The 17,261-nt window shown below is 35.3% G+C and carries 13 protein-coding genes and 1 pseudogene; 12 read left to right on the forward strand and 2 right to left on the reverse strand.

Annotation, left to right across the window (positions count from 1 at the left end; translation table 11 throughout):
• Nucleotides 1-457: 457 nt before the first annotated feature.
• Nucleotides 458-649 (reverse strand): annotated as a pseudogene (locus tag TR08_RS31080) (tyrosine-type recombinase/integrase); the annotation flags it as partial.
• Nucleotides 650-792: 143 nt separating this feature from the next.
• Between TR08_RS31080 and TR08_RS15110 the strand changes: the two are divergent.
• The 4 genes from TR08_RS15110 (at nt 793) to TR08_RS15120 (ending at nt 3,671) form a co-directional block, all read left to right on the forward strand.
• Nucleotides 793-2,184 carry an alkaline phosphatase gene (locus tag TR08_RS15110; protein WP_045519431.1) on the forward strand — a complete coding sequence of 464 codons (1,392 nt, stop codon included), beginning with the start codon at nt 793-795 and terminating at the stop codon, nt 2,182-2,184.
• Between the two features lie 84 nt (nt 2,185-2,268).
• Nucleotides 2,269-2,976, forward strand: coding sequence for a DUF4352 domain-containing protein (locus TR08_RS15115; RefSeq protein WP_045519432.1), 708 nt, complete (start codon nt 2,269-2,271; stop codon nt 2,974-2,976).
• 246 nt (nt 2,977-3,222) lie between these two features.
• Entirely contained in the window at nt 3,223-3,330 is a 108-nt protein-coding gene (locus TR08_RS31085; RefSeq protein WP_193747755.1) for a hypothetical protein, read from the forward strand.
• A gap of 152 nt (nt 3,331-3,482) precedes the next feature.
• Entirely contained in the window at nt 3,483-3,671 is a 189-nt protein-coding gene (locus TR08_RS15120) for a hypothetical protein (RefSeq protein WP_045519434.1), read from the forward strand.
• A gap of 1,077 nt (nt 3,672-4,748) precedes the next feature.
• Here the strand turns inward: TR08_RS15120 and TR08_RS15125 are convergent.
• A complete protein-coding gene (locus TR08_RS15125) occupies nt 4,749-6,119 on the reverse strand; it encodes a sigma-54 interaction domain-containing protein (protein WP_045519436.1) in 1,371 nt (456 codons plus the stop codon).
• A gap of 243 nt (nt 6,120-6,362) precedes the next feature.
• Between TR08_RS15125 and TR08_RS15130 the strand changes: the two genes are divergently transcribed.
• The 8 genes from TR08_RS15130 to TR08_RS15170 all read left to right on the forward strand — a co-directional run bounded on the left by TR08_RS15130 (nt 6,363) and on the right by TR08_RS15170 (nt 16,631).
• Nucleotides 6,363-7,616 (forward strand): M20 family metallo-hydrolase, encoded by a 1,254-nt coding sequence (locus TR08_RS15130; RefSeq protein ID WP_045519438.1) that lies wholly within the window; start codon nt 6,363-6,365, stop codon nt 7,614-7,616.
• A 58-nt stretch (nt 7,617-7,674) separates the two neighbouring features.
• Complete coding sequence (gene hydA / locus TR08_RS15135) at nt 7,675-9,105, forward strand: dihydropyrimidinase (RefSeq protein WP_045519440.1); 1,431 nt, start codon at nt 7,675-7,677, stop codon at nt 9,103-9,105.
• A 236-nt stretch (nt 9,106-9,341) separates the two neighbouring features.
• Nucleotides 9,342-10,748, forward strand: a complete 1,407-nt coding sequence (locus tag TR08_RS15140; protein WP_045519442.1) for an APC family permease — start codon at nt 9,342-9,344, stop codon at nt 10,746-10,748.
• A complete protein-coding gene (locus TR08_RS15145; protein WP_045519444.1) occupies nt 10,748-11,485 on the forward strand; it encodes an SDR family NAD(P)-dependent oxidoreductase in 738 nt (245 codons plus the stop codon). The genes TR08_RS15140 and TR08_RS15145 overlap by 1 nt, the downstream gene beginning before the upstream one ends.
• A 398-nt stretch (nt 11,486-11,883) precedes the next feature.
• Nucleotides 11,884-13,152 (forward strand): cytosine deaminase, encoded by a 1,269-nt coding sequence (codA, locus tag TR08_RS15155; RefSeq protein ID WP_045519448.1) that lies wholly within the window; start codon nt 11,884-11,886, stop codon nt 13,150-13,152.
• 306 nt (nt 13,153-13,458) lie between these two features.
• On the forward strand, nt 13,459-14,886 hold the full coding sequence (locus TR08_RS15160; protein ID WP_045519449.1) for a cytosine permease: 1,428 nt from the start codon (nt 13,459-13,461) through the stop codon (nt 14,884-14,886).
• A 300-nt stretch (nt 14,887-15,186) separates the two neighbouring features.
• Nucleotides 15,187-15,393, forward strand: a complete 207-nt coding sequence (locus tag TR08_RS15165) for a hypothetical protein (RefSeq protein WP_045519451.1) — start codon at nt 15,187-15,189, stop codon at nt 15,391-15,393.
• 704 nt (nt 15,394-16,097) lie between these two features.
• Nucleotides 16,098-16,631, forward strand: a complete 534-nt coding sequence (locus TR08_RS15170) for a DUF3231 family protein (protein WP_045519452.1) — start codon at nt 16,098-16,100, stop codon at nt 16,629-16,631.
• The last annotated feature ends 630 nt before the right edge of the window (nt 16,632-17,261 follow it).

Below are 17,261 nucleotides of genomic sequence, written 5' to 3' on the forward strand. Positions count from 1 at the left end.
ACTTTTGAACTAATTCATATTTATCTAATATTCTCTTGTACGATGAGAGATTTCCTGGTTCACATTTATGTCATTTTGGGGTATTGTCGCATTGTAAAGAGAGTGATATTTCAAGTTCTTTGTTTAAAGGTGCTAAATTGGTGCCATGCTGGGTGTCCAAATTTGTAAAATTACAGATCACAAGAAAACACTAGAAGGCAACAAAGATTGATTTATCAGTACTTGAGGATATATCAAGATACTAGAAAAACAGAAGCCAGCAAAATTCAAAACTGCTTGAGACCTGCGTGCCAGGTTTGGTGGGTTCGATTCCCACGCAGTCCCGCCAATCTTGATATATAAGGGTTTATGACGATTTTTGAGAAGTTAAATTGAGGTAATAGTAGTTGGCCAACAACATAAAATTTTTTCTTTGGTCACATTTTGGTAACATTGAATTTTAAATGATTACATAGGTTTATTTAATCAGCTGCTCGAATTGAAGGGCAGCTTCTTTTTGCATATTTGGTAACACATGAGTATATGTGTCCATCGTGATACCAATAGTTGAGTGTCCTAAACGTTTGGAAACAACTTTAGGATGCACTCTTTGTTGTAGCAATAAAATAGCGTGTGTATGCCCTAAATCATGAAACCGTATATATGGTAATCATATATCGACCCCTAATATTAAGAGTTTTTGTAAAATAATCTTAACGTTAAATTTACAAGTTATTATTATCAACTTAACAATTTCGTTTTAGAATGTTATTTGAAAGATAGATTAAGACATTCAACTAGGGGGAAACGAAATTGTTAAACAAAAAGAAGTTTACTAGAAAGCTAATACCAGTAGCTGTCCTTTCAACAGTCGCATTCGGAAGTTTAATGGGTGCTATATCACCTGTAGAGGCAAAACAGCCGGCTAATAATAAGGCGGAAATCAAAAATGTCATTGTCTTAATTGGTGATGGCATGGGAGTTTCTTATACGTCTGCATATCGTTACTTAAAAAATGACCCTTCCACTAAAATAGCTGAAAAAACAGCTTTTGACCAATCCCTTGTTGGACAGCAAATGACATATCCAGAAGATACTGCACAAAACGTAACAGACTCAGCATCTGCAGCAACTGCAATGTCGGCAGGGATTAAAACATATAACAATGCCATTGCAGTGGACAATGATGGATCAGAAGTAAAAACTGTGCTTGAAGCGGCTAAAGAACAAGGAAAGGCAACAGGTCTTGTGGCGACTTCGGAAATCACCCATGCAACTCCAGCTTCATTTGGTTCACATGATGAAAGCCGTAAAAACATGAACTCGATTGCAGATGACTACTATGATGAAATGGTAAATGGTAAGCATAAAGTCGATGTTATGTTAGGTGGAGGTGTAAGCAACTTCGTTCGTAATGATCGTAAACTAACAGAGGAATTCCAAAAAGATGGATACAGCTATGTAACAAACAAAGAGGAATTATTAAAAGATACGAACAAACAAGTACTAGGTTTATTCGCGACAGGTGGACTACCAAAGATGATTGACCGACCAGCTGAAACTCCTTCGCTTGAAGAAATGACAAACGCAGCAATCTCTCGTTTAAGTCAAGATAAGGATGGTTTCTTCCTAATGATCGAAGGAAGCCAAGTGGACTGGGCAGGACATGACAATGATATTGTCGGTGCCATGAGTGAAATGGAAGACTTTGAAAAAGCATATAAAGCTGCCATTGAATTTGCAAAAAAGGACAAGCATACACTAGTAGTTGCAACTGCTGACCATTCTACTGGAGGATATTCCATTGGTGCGGATGGTAACTATAACTGGTTTGGCGAGCCAATCAAAGCAGCAAAGCGTACACCTGACTTCATGGCAGAGGAAATCGCTAAAGGTGCAGGTGTTGAAGAAACATTGAAAAAGTACATTGATCAAAATGTTCTTGCGTTAACACCAGAAGAAATCCAATCTGTGGAGGCTGCTGCGGCTACAAAGAAAGTTCTCGATATTGACAATGCAATAGAAAATATCTTTAATAAGCGTTCACACACTGGCTGGACAACAGGCGGACATACAGGCGAAGACGTTCCTGTCTATGCATTTGGACCTTCAAGTGAAAAATTTGCCGGACAAATAGATAATACTGATATTGCGAAAAATGTATTCGATGTTTTAAAATATGACATCAAAATCGAAGATAAATAAGAGATTACAAGCTAAATATCCCGTTGCTACACTTCATGGCAACGGGAACTTTTTTTGAAGATAAAATCATAGGGAGGAAACATCATGAAGCAATCTTTTAATCTCCTATTATTAATCTTATTGCTTGTTGGTTGTTCAGCAAATGCTGCTACTGTAGATAATGAAAAAAATACCGTTGTTAACATAAAAGCAGAAGAGACTTTAAATGAAACAAACAAGTCTGAGAATCAGGACACGATTGAGAAGTATCAGCCCAATCCACAAGTAACGGATGACCAGTCTTTACTTAAAGTTGGCCAAACCTATTCCGATGCAAAAGGTGAAGCCACATTAAAAGCCATTAATCAAGTTAACCAAACATATAAAGTGGGACCAATCGAATTGACAGTAAAAGAGATGAAAATGATTCACTTGAGACCGGATTATAGTATGATTGATTATTTTCATGTGTTAACTCATGATGAGGAATTTGATTTTGTTAAAGTTTTCGTTGAGATCAAAAACACCTCTTCTGAGAAAGTCAATTTTGCACCAATCGCGCTTCTTAAAACTAACTCAGGTGAAACATTTGATTGGGAAAAAGATATTTACCTTGAAGAATTAAACGGTGACATTGCTGGGAATAGTACAAAGTCAGGTAACCTTGGCTTTATTGTCAATGCATCAGAGAGTGGAACGCATAATGGTGGAGATGTAAAAGACATTGAGTGGATTGAAATAACTACAAGTGATGTTTTTGGTAAAGAAGAAAAGAAAATCAACGAATCGGAAAAGATTAAAATTGAATTTTAACCTCCCGCCTGCAAGGTCGGGGAGGTTTTTTTGTGAGTTTAATTTTATCCATCTTTTGCCATACTTCCTCGTTCAAACAGTTTCATGACGAGTTTGTATTTTAAATTAAAGAACTGTCTACCTTGTCGTTTTTGAACGGGGGAAGTAATCAATGTGTAAAAATTGGAAGGTCCTAGAGCTTTGAAAATTTACTCACAGGTCGGATAGAAAGCGCCGATTCATTGTACAGGAGTAGGAAAATCGATTTTGGCTTTTCAAGACGATGAAGTAATTGAAAAACTGTTATCTTGCGCCGAGTTGGAATCGTTTAAAGAATACACGATGACGGATAAAGAGAATAACAAAACCATTTGAAAAGAGTTCGTGAACAAGGATACGCAACCGATGATACGGCAAAACTCTAGAATTCTCGGGCAGGAAGGAGGGATGGCAGAGTTGAATAAGACGACATAAAAAAGATCATTTCATCATATTTATCATCAATGAGAGGTTAAAGAGGTGAAATCATGTTACGCAATTTTGGCAGAAGATTCATCTGGTTTCTGATCGGAAGTACGATCTTTGCTACATTTATCGGATATGCCCTGTTTAAGGCTGGCCTCATATCATTTCCAGGTATTCCTCAATCCCAAAGAGCACTGAATATTAAAGATCGTAATCGAAATAAAAGAGTTGGTAGAATTCGAGTAACTTAGAGATTTCTAGATCATCACTGTGTACATTTAGTTGCTCAAATCTCCATTTATTTTATAATAGAAAAATATTTATTTAAGGGCAAACAGTGCGTAATCCTGCTTGCTCTTTTTACGATGGTCCCGATATGAAGGGTTTTCCTCCGTTAAAAATTACTAGATGCTGATAAAAAACAACTTATCGCTGTAGACCAATCGGGATTAAATTGTTAATACTAGAAAAGGTCCACTGTCATATTGAATAATAGCACAAATAGGGAATAACCTGGACAATGATAATAAGTCTGTAATAAAGTTTCAGTCCGTCCCATCCGCTATCTTAGCAATATAGGTTTTCGGCTCGTTCGGTACGGCCTTTAGGTAAATGGAACAGGAACCTACGGAATGAAGGCGCCAGCCGTACAGGCCGTGGTTATCGGTCCATTTAGTACCGAAGCGACACGTACAGAATGACAAAAAGCGTTCTTTTGCTTTTTGATCAGTCTGTAGTGCTGCCGCCCAATATTCATTTGCAATAAAGTTGTATCAAATAATAGATTGCTCTTTTGCAGTATGTTCGAAATATGACGTCAATATCTACATAAAAACAACGTCAAATTATATAATTGCGTTAAAGTGATAACATAAGGAAGTTGGTCAATTGTTTAAAATGTTTTTAGAGTTTTTTGATGTATTAGTTTCTTTAACTGACCTTCTTATTTCAAATATTCGTCGTAAAAATAAGAAAAAACATTAAAAATGACGTTCACTTTTGAATTCACAATATGTGTCTACTACACGGTAAATATGAATAAATTAAATACCTTTGAAGTTATTAATATATATTCATTAATAAAAAACGGCATCCATCAAGTCTGCCCATCTACATACGAACATTAACATATACTCGAAATAAACCACTTTTACCTCAATTTTTGTAAGGATCACCCAACAGCCACTATCTAAAAAGTTTTTTTCCAGACGCTCAACTGCCTCCTGAATGTCACGGTGCGGCGGTGATTGCAGGTGGGGTTCCCTGAAATGTCTGCCGCAGACGAATGACTCGCAGCTTTCTTATTTCAAAATGTTTATATTTCAAAGCTATTTGAGGGAAATCTTAAATTTTTTAGCCTTTTTTACAACAGTGGACTGGTCAATCTGTAATACTTCTGCCACTTTCCTAGTTGTTTTATATTCTTTAAAAGCAGCAATTAATAAATTTCTTTCTACAGCTTCTACAGTCTCTTTTAATGGCCCTAATTTATTGCTTAGACTAATAGATAATGGCTCAATTAAATTATGTATATTAGTACTCCCAATTTTGTCTCCAATAGTATTTATAACCAACCGTTCAATCATATTTTGTAATTCTCGTATGTTTCCTGGAAAATCATATTCAATCAGTAGCTTTATTGCATTTTCTGAAAAATACTTCTTCGTTTCATATTTATCATTTATATTTTCTAAGAACATGTTTATTAGGAACGGTAAATCTTCTTTTCTTTCTCTTAATGCTGGAATATTAATAGGAATTACATTTAATCGGTAAAATAAATCCTCTCTAAATCGCCCTTGTTTAACAACCTCTTTTAAATTCTTATTAGTTGCAGCAATTACTCTGGCTTTTATTTCATATGAAGTGGCCCCCCCAATCCTTCGTACCTTCTTATCATCTAAAACATGTAGTAGCTTAACCTGAAGACTTAATGGAAGATCTCCAATTTCATCTAAAAAAATGATTCCTTTACCTGCAATTTCGAATAATCCCCTTTTTCCTTCCTTTGAGGCACCCGTAAACGCCCCTTTTTCGTAGCCAAAAAGCTCAGATTCTAAGAGGTGTTCCGGAATTGCTCCACAATTTATATTAACAAAGGGGAGATCACGACGTTTACTAAGGGAATGAATCATTTTTGCCATAAATCCTTTGCCAACACCTGTTTCTCCCAGCAATAGAACCGTGGCATCAAAATTTACACCATGATGAACCGTATCAATGATTTGTTTCATAGCTGCACTTTTATAAGTAATTTTTTGGTTGTCTATTCCATTTCTTTTACTTAATTCTTGTTTAAACCAATCTAACTCAGTTTGTAGATTCTTAAGGTCCGATTTTAACTTTTTTGTCTCTGTAATATCCTTTGAAATGTTTATAACTTTTTCAATGTTCTTATCCTTATCAAAAATCGGTATCCCTGTTACTAAAACGATTTTATCGGCCGAGGTTTTTTGAATCAAAGTTACCCTATCCTTTGTTTTCAACACTTCGCTTGTAACCGATTTATCAAAAATTTTCTTATGTTCTAGGTACAAAGAGCTTTCCCCTAGTATTTCCGATACCTTTACCCCAAATAATTCCTCACAGGATTTACTAGCTCTTATAAATATTCCCTCACCATTAGCAATGGTAATCCCATCAAAGCTTACATCTAGTATCGATGTTAATTCTTCAATGGCCTGATTATTTAATTGCATCTTATCTACCACCTTCAAAAAGTTGGTTGGATGACACTCGATGATTAATTTCATCATTAAATGATGATTATTTTCATCAAGGAAATAAATCATCAAAGCAAAAATCCATTTAAATAGCGTTTTGTAATTATTTTTATACTTGGCATAATATTTGCAATATAAAGATAATAAGTGTGTTTGAAATATTATAACACTACTTTTCTAGGACTGACATAGTTTTATTGATTTAAAGGAGGGTGAGAAATGCAGGTAAATATCGATAGAGTATCAAAGGATTTTGAAATCATAGTTAGCTATACAAAGACACCTGAAAAAGGTTGTACCCGTTTTTCCTACAGTGCCGAAGATAAGAAAGCAAGAGAATATCTCCTTAGACAGATGGAACAGCTTGGTCTTTCAATAAAGGTAGATGCAATAGGAAATATTAGAGCTAAGTATGGTGATATGGAAAAACCCTCAATTATGATTGGTTCCCATATCGATACTGTTAAAAATGGCGGTAAATATGATGGCTTAACTGGGGTTTTAGCAGGATTGGAGGTTATCAGAGTATTAAAGGAAGAAAATGTTCAATTATCCCATCCAGTCGAATTAATCATTTTTGCAGAAGAGGAAGGCTCTAATTTTGGGATTACCTTGCTAGGCAGCAAGGTACTAACTGGAAAATATGAACTAGAGGATTTAAAACTTATAAAAAATGGGGATGGAAAAGCTCTTTATGATGTTGCAAAAGGTTTTGGATTAGAAATTGAAAACATCAAAAGAGACGTACTAAAAAAAAATGAAGTGGATACTATGATTGAATTGCATATAGAACAAGGTGCAGTGTTAGAATCGAAAAACAAATCTATAGGAATAGTACAGGCCATAGCAGGAATGAAAACATTTAAAGTTTCTTTAAATGGCATCTCAAACCATGCAGGAACAACTCCAATGTATCTAAGATCCGATCCAATGGTTGGAGCTTCCCATATTATTTCGCATATTCAAAAAGCAGCGAATGAAATGGCACTTCCTACAACTGTTGCTACGGTTGGAAAGATAGATTGTCGGCCTAATATGGGCAATGTTATTCCTGGAAATGTAGAATTCCTTGTAGATATAAGAGATGTAGAACCGCAAGGAATCAATTTCATTGCTAATGAACTGAGGAATAAGGTTGAAGAAATTTCATCTAAATATTCCCTATCAAGCGAAATTAAACTGATAGGGGAATCTGAAGTAGTCAAATTATCACCAAAAATTATTGACACTATAGAGCAGGCTGCCATTGAACATGGATATAGCTATATGAGAATGAATAGCGGTGCTGTTCATGACGCTGTAATGCTAACTGAATTAGCAGATGTAGGAATGATTTTTATCCCGAGTGCAGGCGGTAAAAGCCATTGCCCAGAAGAATATACAAGTATGGAAGAAATTAAATTAGGATGTGATCTTCTACTAAATGTTGTTTTATCTTTAGTTTGTAAAGAAGATAAGTTAAATATTGTTTAGTATAATTTGCTGATATAATCTAAAGAGATTGAATTTTTAATAAACAGGAGGAGATAGCATGAGCTTATTAATTAAGAATGGGACTATTGTTACTGCTGTAGATGAATTTATCGGTGACATATTAATCGATGGAGAGAAGATTGTTGCCATTGGCAAAGAATTAAATTTCCCTGTCAGTCAAGTAATTGATGCTACAGGCAAGTTTGTATTACCAGGTGGAGTTGACCAACATGTGCATTATTCTTTTGATTTTAAAGGGGAAAGAGTAAGAGGTTTCGAAACTTCAAATGCTGCCATTGTGGGAGGTACAACTACCGTTATAGAATTCGTTAATCAAGAGGCTAGCAAAGGAATCGCTGAAACTATCATTGATTATGATAAAAAAGAAGTTTCAGATTTAGCAATGGTTGACTACTCTTTCCACGGGGTTGTATGTGAACCTACAGATGAACTTTTTAGAGAGATTCCAAGTTTACCAAGTAAGGGGATCTCCACAATTAAGTTATTTATGGCATATAAGGGACTTCCTTTCCATAGCGATGACGTGGCCTTATTCAAGGCTTTAAAGGCCTCAAAAGATGCTGGAGTTACTGTTATGGTTCATGCAGAAAATGCAGATGTGATTGATACACTTCAAAAAGAGTGTATTGCTAATGGTCAAACAGAACCATATTATCATGCCCTTTCAAGACCAACTTTAGTGGAAATTGAAGCAACACAGAGAGCTATTAATCTTGCAGCATTAGCTGAGGCCCCAATTTATATTGTTCATGTCACTGCTAAAGAGGTTATGGAAACGATTAGAACATCTCATAATAAAGGCATTCCAGTGTATGGAGAAACCTGTACACACTATCTGATGCTTGATAAAGAGAATTTAGCAAGACCTAATTTCGAAGGAGCTAAGTATGTATGCTCACCAGCACTAAGAACTGAAGACGATAGGAATGCTTTGTGGGAAGCAATTAATAATGGTTGGTTAAATGCAGTGAGCTCCGATCATTGTGGATTTAACTGGGAATCACAAAAGCATATGGGAATTGATGATTTTACAAATATACCAAATGGATCACCAGGTGTAGAAAATCGCCTAGGCATTCTTTGGACTTATGGGGTAAATAAAGGTCGAATTTCTAGACAGCGCCTAGTAGACCTTTATGCAACAACACCTGCCAAAATCAATGGATTATCACACCGAAAAGGCCATATTGGGGTTGGAATGGATGCAGATATTGTTATCTATGATCCTGATCATAAGTCTATTATCTCTAATGAAACTAGTTTACAGGGAGTTGACTTTAATATCTATGAGGGTTTTGAGCAAGAGGGAAAGGTCGATAAGGTTTTCCTTAGAGGAAAATTAATGGTTAATCATGGCGAGTTTGTTGGTCAAAAGGGCGATGGAAATTTCGTACCGGGAAAGGCGTTTGGGTTATGTTTTGAAAATGAGAAAAAGGTAAAGCAATTAGAGCCAGTTAGTAAAAACTAGTGAAAGAGGGGTCTCTCCTCCTCTTCTTTACTAATAAAAAATATCCTAGAATTGAACCGAAGTCGATATATCGTTGGAGTATTAGGTTATGTGTAATTGAAACCGTTTTCTAAACAGACCATCTAGCACTAATTTTGGTGTAGAGCTGTAATTAAAAGTTAAAATTAATATTGGGAATTTAAAGATAGTAGTTTTGTTCATAAAGTTATCAAACAATTATTTTAAGGGGGATAAGTATGGCAGGTCATAATATAGAGAATTGCGATAATGTGCACAACAACACCTTTAAGAAAAATCTCAGTAGTTGGCACGTCCTTGGTTTGTCAATGGCCGATGCATCTCCTGCAATGGCCGTACTTCTATTAACTACAGGAGTATTTTCAATCGGTGGGACAGCTGCAATCGGTTCATCCATAATCTTATCTGTGGTTGTAATAATGATTGCATTGACTCTTGCAGAACTGTCCTCTTTGTACCCTTTTAGTGGAGGAATGTACTCCTTAGTCAGTAATGCACTTCCCAAACCTCTTTCTTGGATTGCGATGTTTAACCTCCTTATTCAGGGAGTTGTTTTGCCAGCAAGTTTTGTACTAGGGGTCGCTGAATTTCTAAAAGATTTGTTTCCAGGTTTACAGATTTCTAGCCAGATAATAGCGCTTATTGCTTTGACTCTAGTAATGATTATTGCAATTATGAGTGTTGAAATGGGTGCCTGGGTAACAGTTGGCATGGTTATTATACAGGTAGGTGTGTTGCTTGCTGTGGTAGGGGCTGCCTTTGTTAATCCACATCAGGCATTTATGGATATTACATTCAATCCCACTATGTTAAAGGATGGTGTCCTTGTCCCTGTTACTTTAGGAGTTATGATAACTACTTTAGCGCCAGCTTTTGGTGTTATTAACGGTTATGATGCAGTGTTAGGGTTTGCAGAAGAACTAAAGGGTGGTCCAAAGGTTCTTGCAAACACAGTAATTAAGGCTGCAGTGTTAGCATCAGTTTTTATATTAGTGCCACTCATTGCAGGTGTTATTGCAGCTCCAAATTTAGTGGAATTCTTTGGTTCAGATTCCCCGATCGTTTACTCGGTAAAACAAGCCTTTGGAAATCAGATTGGAGCTTTGATCACTATTGGAGTAATCTTTGCACTATTTAATGCTGCATTATCTCTCTTTATGTACTTCAGCCGAGTTCTCTATTCGACAGGCCGTGATAAAGTCTGGACACCTAGCATTAATAAATTATTATCAAAATTAAATAAGCATAGTGTGCCAGCAGCTGGAGTTATGGTATTGTTTGTTCCCACTACAGTTTTACTTTTTGTTTCACAACTTAATTGGCTTATTATTTTTTCTGGAACAGTAATATCAGTAGTTTATTTCTTTATCGGAATATCTGGAATTATGAGTAGAATTAATAATAAGCATGCAGAAAGGCCATATAAAATGCCATTGTGGCCAATACCAAGTCTTATTGTTGTTCTTTTTACTGGTTTTGCAATTATGACGCAAGAGACTCAGTATCTGGTAGGGGAGTTAGTTCTAGCTATATTAGCCTTAATATCTTATTTTTTCTTTTCAAAGATTAACATGAACACTAATAAAGATAACAATGAAATTTCTAAAACGAAAGGAGTAATATAATGTCTAAGAGAGTTGTGGTTATTACTGGTGCAGGAAGAGGTATAGGATTAGCGACTGCCAAAAGATTTGCCCTAAGTGGAGATTTGCTCTCACTCAATTTCCACTCATCAGATGATGAATTAGCTGAGGTAGCAAAAATCGCAAAGGACAATGGTGGAGACGCAATAATTCTTCAAGCAGATTTGAGTGTACATGAGGAAGCTATAAACTTTATTAAAAAAACTGAGGAATATTACGGAAGAATAGATGTATTAATAAATAATGCTGGCATTCTTCAATCAAAAGATGCTCATACCATTGAATGGCATGAATGGCAAAGAATGTTTGATACGAATGTAGGGGGTACTTGGTCATGTATTAGTACTACATTACCCGGTATGATTGAGCGGAAAAGTGGGAGGATCATTAATGTTAGCTCTGAGCTAGGGTTAATTGGATTTCCAACATATGCATCTTATTGTGCTTCTAAAGGCGCAATCATTGCTTTAACCAAAGCTTTAGCTAAAGAATATGCTCCTATCGGCATACTTGTAAATTCAGTTGCACCCGGACCAATAGAAACGGACATGCTTATTAAGGACACAATTGAATACAATGATGAGACTAGGGAACAGATTCCTTTAAAACGTTTTGGACAGCCGGATGAAATTGCATCGGTCATTGAATTCTTGGCAGGGCCTGGTGGAACATTCATGGTTGGGCAAATAATCAGTCCTAATGGAGGTACAGCAATATAGTATTTAAAGAGGTTAAACAGAAATAAGAACACGGATTATGGCAAACTTAACGTGGCCAGAGATTAAAGAAGCAGCTGATAATGAAATGAAGTTTACCCTTAAATACCAAATGGGAATTCCTTCTCTTAACAGAATACTCCTTGCGATTGTTATAGTATATGTAATGAATACTTTATTTATATTCATAGGGATTTCCGACTTTCGTGTAATTATACACCATTCAGAAGGGAATGCAACACCGCCCTAGATGACTCAGAATCGTCCTGAGTTCACTAAATACTCAAATTTGTTGGTAACCTACTTTAGAAATCATATTAAAAATGGATAATACTGTCTAATAAGCAGGTTTGTTCCATTATCATATGCTAACTTATAGTTTGCTAGGAGGATTGTTTCGAATGTTAATTAAGAATGTAACTATTCGTAAAAAAGATGGATTATGGGATATAGCAATACGGAATGGAAAGATTGAAAAAATTGAAAGAAACATAGATTCTAACGAAGGTGAGGAGATAATAGATGGTAGAGGAGGTTTAGTAATGCCTCCATATATTGATTCCCATACACACCTAGACTACGTTGGTACTTATGGGGATCCAAAATATAATTTAACCGGTACCTTATTTGAGGGGATAGATATATGGAATGAACGAAAAAAGGACATAACTTTTGAAGACGTTAAATCCAGGGCTTCAAAAGTCTTAAAGTGGAACATTGCAAATGGAACGCAATTTGTAAGAACACATGTTAATACAGATGAGCCTGGATTAACATCACTAAGGGCAATGTTAGAGGTGAAGGAACAATTCGCACCATATATAGATGTTCAGATAATCGCCTTTCCCCAGCATGGAATTTTTAATTTTAAAAATGGATTGGAATTACTAGAAGAAGCCCTAGTAATGGGGGCAGATGGAATAGGTGCCATACCTCACTTTGAGGATACAAGGGAAGATGCAGTTGATTCAATTAAGGAAATATTTAAGTTAGCAGAAAAATACGGAGTGCTTGTAGATGTGCATTGCGATGAAACTGATGATGATCAATCACGAGGGGTAGAAGTAGTCGCAGCGCAGGCTTCAAGATATGATATGGGGGAATTAGTTACAGCCAGTCATACAACCGCAATGGCTTCATATAATAATGCTTACGCGTTTAAACTTTTTGGTTTATTGAAGAGGGCAAACATAAACTTTGTTGCAAATCCTTCAATTAATATTCATCTTCAGGGGCGTTACGACACATATCCAAAACGTAGAGGGGTCACACGTGTAAAGGAACTTCTTGAAGCTGGACTAAATGTAAGTTTTGGAAACGATGATATTATGGATCCCTTTTATCCACTTGGTGTAGGTAATATGCTAGAGATTTTACACATGGGGGTTCACGTATGTCATTTGACAGGCTACCAAGAATTAATTAATTCTTTTGATTTAGTTACCAGTAATGGAGCAAAAACACTCCATATCACTGATAAGTATGGATTAGAAGTAGGTAAACCTGGGAATTTAATTATTCTTCCTGCAAATAATGAATTTGATGTTATTCGTAAACAAGTTAAGCCTTCTTATTCAATACGGAATGGGAAAGTTATAGCGAGGTTAGAACCTAATAATCCAAGAGTTTACATTGGAGAAAATGCTGAAGAGATTGACTTTCAAATTTAAAAAAGGTAGCGTTAGAAAATTACTTTTTCTGACGCTACCGAAGTATCACTTCACTGGAAAATCGGGGAACTGATAGTATTCGTAAAGAGGATTTTGAATATGCAAGAAATTATGTAAATGTTATTATACCTCCTAGAAAAATGAACTATATTGAAATGATTAGGAAAGAGTTTCAAAGCAAATTTATAAATAAATAATCAATTTCACAAAAATAGCTGCCAAAGTTTATAAAGAATCTCTAAATTTGTTTATATTGTCCCAAAACGCATTTAATAGTTTGAAAATTCAAATAATAGGATGGTGTCTATGACCAATAATATAGGTTCTTCTGAACATGATTTGTATAGTCCAGCATTGGCTCCTGTAGATCTTAAAGACAGAAGTGTAACTGCAAGAGGTCTGGGAGTTATTTGGTTTGGTATGGCCGTGCAAATTACTGGTTTTGCAGCATTTTCACAAATGACTAATTATTTTACAATTGGAGAGTTGCTTTGGATTTACACGATTGGCTCAACTATATTAGCCCTTTGCTGCTTTGTTGCCCAAGATATTGGTTTAAAGTACGGGATAAGTTTTGCGGCCTCCATAGTAGCTCCTTTTGGTTATAAAGGCGGTAAAATTGTAGGTGTTATACGCACTCTACCCAGTTTGATATTCTTTGCCCTAAATGCCTATATTGGTGCTATTGCGATTAATGAGATTTTTAAAATAATAATAGAATTCGATAATATTTTTGTATGTCTTGCTATAAATGTAATAGCACTGGTTGCAGTTACTATAAAAGGAGTAAAGGGTATCGAAAGATTTAGTACCATAATTGCCCCTTTATTAGCTGTTGTCGGTGTATATATGATGTACGTCATTTTGTCTGCATATAATTTGTCATTAACCGATACATTAAGTATGGGAAGAACAGGAGGAACAAGTAAGTCCTGGATCTTTGGATTTGCAGTAGTTGTGGGGCTTTTCTCAAGCGTGGCGATGGGAATGAACGACATCACGAAAGACTGTAAAGTTGGAGGAACTTCTAAAAGTTGGGTAAAAAATAATAAACTATATTCCATTGCTAGCTTTATAGGTATAGTTCCGTTTCTTGTGTTTTTCACCATTTTGGGAAATATTACAATAGTTCTTTCTGGACGTATGGATCCTTTAGTTGTGATATCAGAACTAATTCAAGAAAGATCAATTATTCTAGCGATAGTCATTCAATTATTTATTGTTGTCGCACAAGCGTCTACTAATACAGCTGCTAATTTACTGCCTTCCGCGTATGTAGCTTGTAGTCTGATGCCTAAAAAACTTAGTTTTAAGGTAGCTACTGTCTGTGTTGCGATTATTGCTTGTATCATTCAACCTTGGAATTATATGGATAAATTGGATTTGATTTTATCCCTATTTAGTACTACAGCAGGGCCAGCACTTGCAATCATTGGAATAGATTATTATTTATTTAGAAAAAGACAGTTAAGTCTTGATGATCTATTTAAATCCAATGGAAAGTACAAGTATTTCAAAGGATATAATCCTGCAGCTTTGATTGTTTATGTAGTTGCTACGGCAATTGGATTCTTCTTTTTCCTAGAGTACAGCTTCTTTGTTTCCACTGCATTAGCTTTTGTTTTTTACTATATCGCTGCCAAAGCGTTCGCTAAAAAATATCCCGTTATAATAGAAGAGGAATTGATAGTACATCCTATCGATAACTCCAAACCTAATATCCAAGTATATTGATATTTTCGAAAAACATAAACTAACTTAAATAACTTTTGCTTTTGAATGATTACCTTAGCTCTTCTTCTAAGAAGGGCTAAGTGGCATCCGTTTCTAAGGTGGATAGCAATCCTGCCTGCCTTTCTTATTAGCTATGCATTGGCAATGTTGGTGCAGACTCTCAGTCTGAACTATGCTTTTGGCGGTTATGATGAAGGATCATTTTTTAACTTTATGATTTATAGGGCTTATTTGGACATATGTGCTACAGGTTTTTCTATTTATGTTGCAGCTAGATGTGCACCGAAAGGGAGGTTAATAGTGGCGTCTATATTTGCAACGGTCCTGATATTTTTAGCTGGCTTTAGTATAGCAATAACCTTCCTTCAAGGTTCAGAACTACCACTTTGGAAGATTATATTCAGTATCTTCACACTGATTGCTGGTACCCTTGGTGGTGTTTACTCTACCTATATCGACATTCAAAAATACAAAACAGATGAGTTAAAGGACAGTTATTACATTTGAAAAGCGTGATTTATGCCTATTTTCCTTTGTTTTGGAGGAGTGATAGCTAAAGAAAGTGGGTATAGGTTATCTCAATTATTTAATGGGTGCCCCATGGTGTTAAAGAATGAAGGTTGCGAAGTTATTTATTAGGAAAAGAGTTCACAGGGACGAAAGCGGACCGCCCAAAAATCAAGGCCTTAATGGAAAATGTTTAACAAATAGTGTACAAAAGAGGTAATAGTATGGGTCGAATAAGGTTAATGATTTCAGCAATTTTATCTTTGATTATATCAATATTGAATTTTACAGACCACAGATATGTATACGGTACATTTGGAGCAATTATATTTGTTTTTGTGGTAATTGAACTGATAAAACAATTAAGAAGCAAAACTAAAAGATAAGTTCTTAAGAAATTCTTTACTAAGGTATGGGTATTTAAGTTTAAGAAAATGCGACCAAAACATTTCTTTATTTTGTCAGTTGTGACAGCAATTATTATTTATTTTTATCAATTATTAGTGGAACGAATTATTGCAAAAGAAGTAAATGAATAATAGAAAAAGTAATGGATAAAATAGAAATAAAAGATAACCATTATTTTACTAACGCGTGCGATTCTTAAATAAGAGAGTATCGTTTTCTTTATTCGACTAACGATGCAGGTTAGTTAACGAACTTTAATAAAACTATAAACATTAGTATATGAATGGAGAGATATGATGAACCCTTTAGAAGTGTTAAAGGATGTTTTTATACCTTTTATGGATGGTGAAAAGAAACCTCTTCACGTAGGTGAAGTAATGAATCTGTGGTTCTACCTTACAGGTGTTCAACAATCATTACGAGGTGACCAAATATCATATAACATTGTTCAAGATAAAGAATTAAAGGACAAATTGAATGATGTGATTAATAACGTTCATAAACCAATGATAACCGAATTGGAAGAGTTCTTAAAAAAGGAGGGGATACCACAACCGAATTCAACACCTGAAAAATCTGTAGGAGATTATCGGAATATTCCAGATGGAGCAAAAATGACTGACGAGGAGATAGCAAATTTTTTAGCTTACAATTTAGTAGTAGGAATAAATGCTGCTGTGAGAGGATTAACAGAATCTGTAAGAACTGATGTTGGATACATGTTTGCAAAGTACCAAATGATGAAAGTAACTTTTTCATTAACATTAAAGACACTCATGGAAGAAAAAGGTTGGATCAATATTCCTCCATACTACAACAACGATAAATAATGATAATTTACTATTACAAAAGTCTCTATTTGGGGCTTTTTATTTTTGATTAACCAAATTTAAAACTAACTTTATTTAATTAAAGAATGTTTTATTATTAAAATCCATCCTTCTTGTTGAACTAACGGGTGCTTGAGTTTAAGAATAGGTTGCTGCGGCAGCCTTTTTCTTATTGTGCTAACGGGGCAGGATAGTTTAACAAGAAGGATAATTAATTTACTTTCAAGTACCTTTTAATATGTACTTGAAATCAACATAAATATATATGGCACTGCGTAGATCAAACACATTATTGAAAACACGATTAAAAATGTAATTTCTGGGTGCGGAAGTTTGTTATTTCGGTTAATAAGGAAAATACCAATCAAGATTAGTAAAATGACAAAAATTAAAAGTGACATATAAAAACCCCCAGAATTTTATATGAACATTTTAACATAATTTGGTTTTTTTTACTTATCACTTTGTGATGATTGTTCAATTAACTGGGAGCAATAGTTAAAGATGAGATCGCTGCGGCGGTCTTTTTGCTTGTTCAGCTAACGGGGCAGTTGTGCGGCCGAGCATAGGTCGTATCATATAGCGGGTGGGATTCCCGTCGAGAAAGAACTAGCCATTCACTCGTAGCGA

Source organism: Neobacillus niacini (genome assembly GCF_000759675.1).
Classification (GTDB): Bacteria; Bacillota; Bacilli; order Bacillales; family Cytobacillaceae; genus Neobacillus; species Neobacillus niacini_A.

What these genes read in the sequence shown, in the direction of transcription:
- TR08_RS15160 (WP_045519449.1), top strand. Translation starts at nt 13,459, where the DNA reads ATGACCAATAATATAGGTTCTTCTGAACATGATTTGTATAGTCCAGCA.
- codA (WP_045519448.1), top strand. Translation starts at nt 11,884, where the DNA reads ATGTTAATTAAGAATGTAACTATTCGTAAAAAAGATGGATTATGGGAT.
- TR08_RS15115 (WP_045519432.1), top strand. Translation starts at nt 2,269, where the DNA reads ATGAAGCAATCTTTTAATCTCCTATTATTAATCTTATTGCTTGTTGGT.
- TR08_RS15140 (WP_045519442.1), top strand. Translation starts at nt 9,342, where the DNA reads ATGGCAGGTCATAATATAGAGAATTGCGATAATGTGCACAACAACACC.
- TR08_RS15130 (WP_045519438.1), top strand. Translation starts at nt 6,363, where the DNA reads ATGCAGGTAAATATCGATAGAGTATCAAAGGATTTTGAAATCATAGTT.
- TR08_RS15145 (WP_045519444.1), top strand. Translation starts at nt 10,748, where the DNA reads ATGTCTAAGAGAGTTGTGGTTATTACTGGTGCAGGAAGAGGTATAGGA.
- TR08_RS15125 (WP_045519436.1), bottom strand. Translation starts at nt 6,119, where the DNA reads ATGCAATTAAATAATCAGGCCATTGAAGAATTAACATCGATACTAGAT.
- TR08_RS15170 (WP_045519452.1), top strand. Translation starts at nt 16,098, where the DNA reads ATGAACCCTTTAGAAGTGTTAAAGGATGTTTTTATACCTTTTATGGAT.
- hydA (WP_045519440.1), top strand. Translation starts at nt 7,675, where the DNA reads ATGAGCTTATTAATTAAGAATGGGACTATTGTTACTGCTGTAGATGAA.
- TR08_RS15120 (WP_045519434.1), top strand. Translation starts at nt 3,483, where the DNA reads ATGTTACGCAATTTTGGCAGAAGATTCATCTGGTTTCTGATCGGAAGT.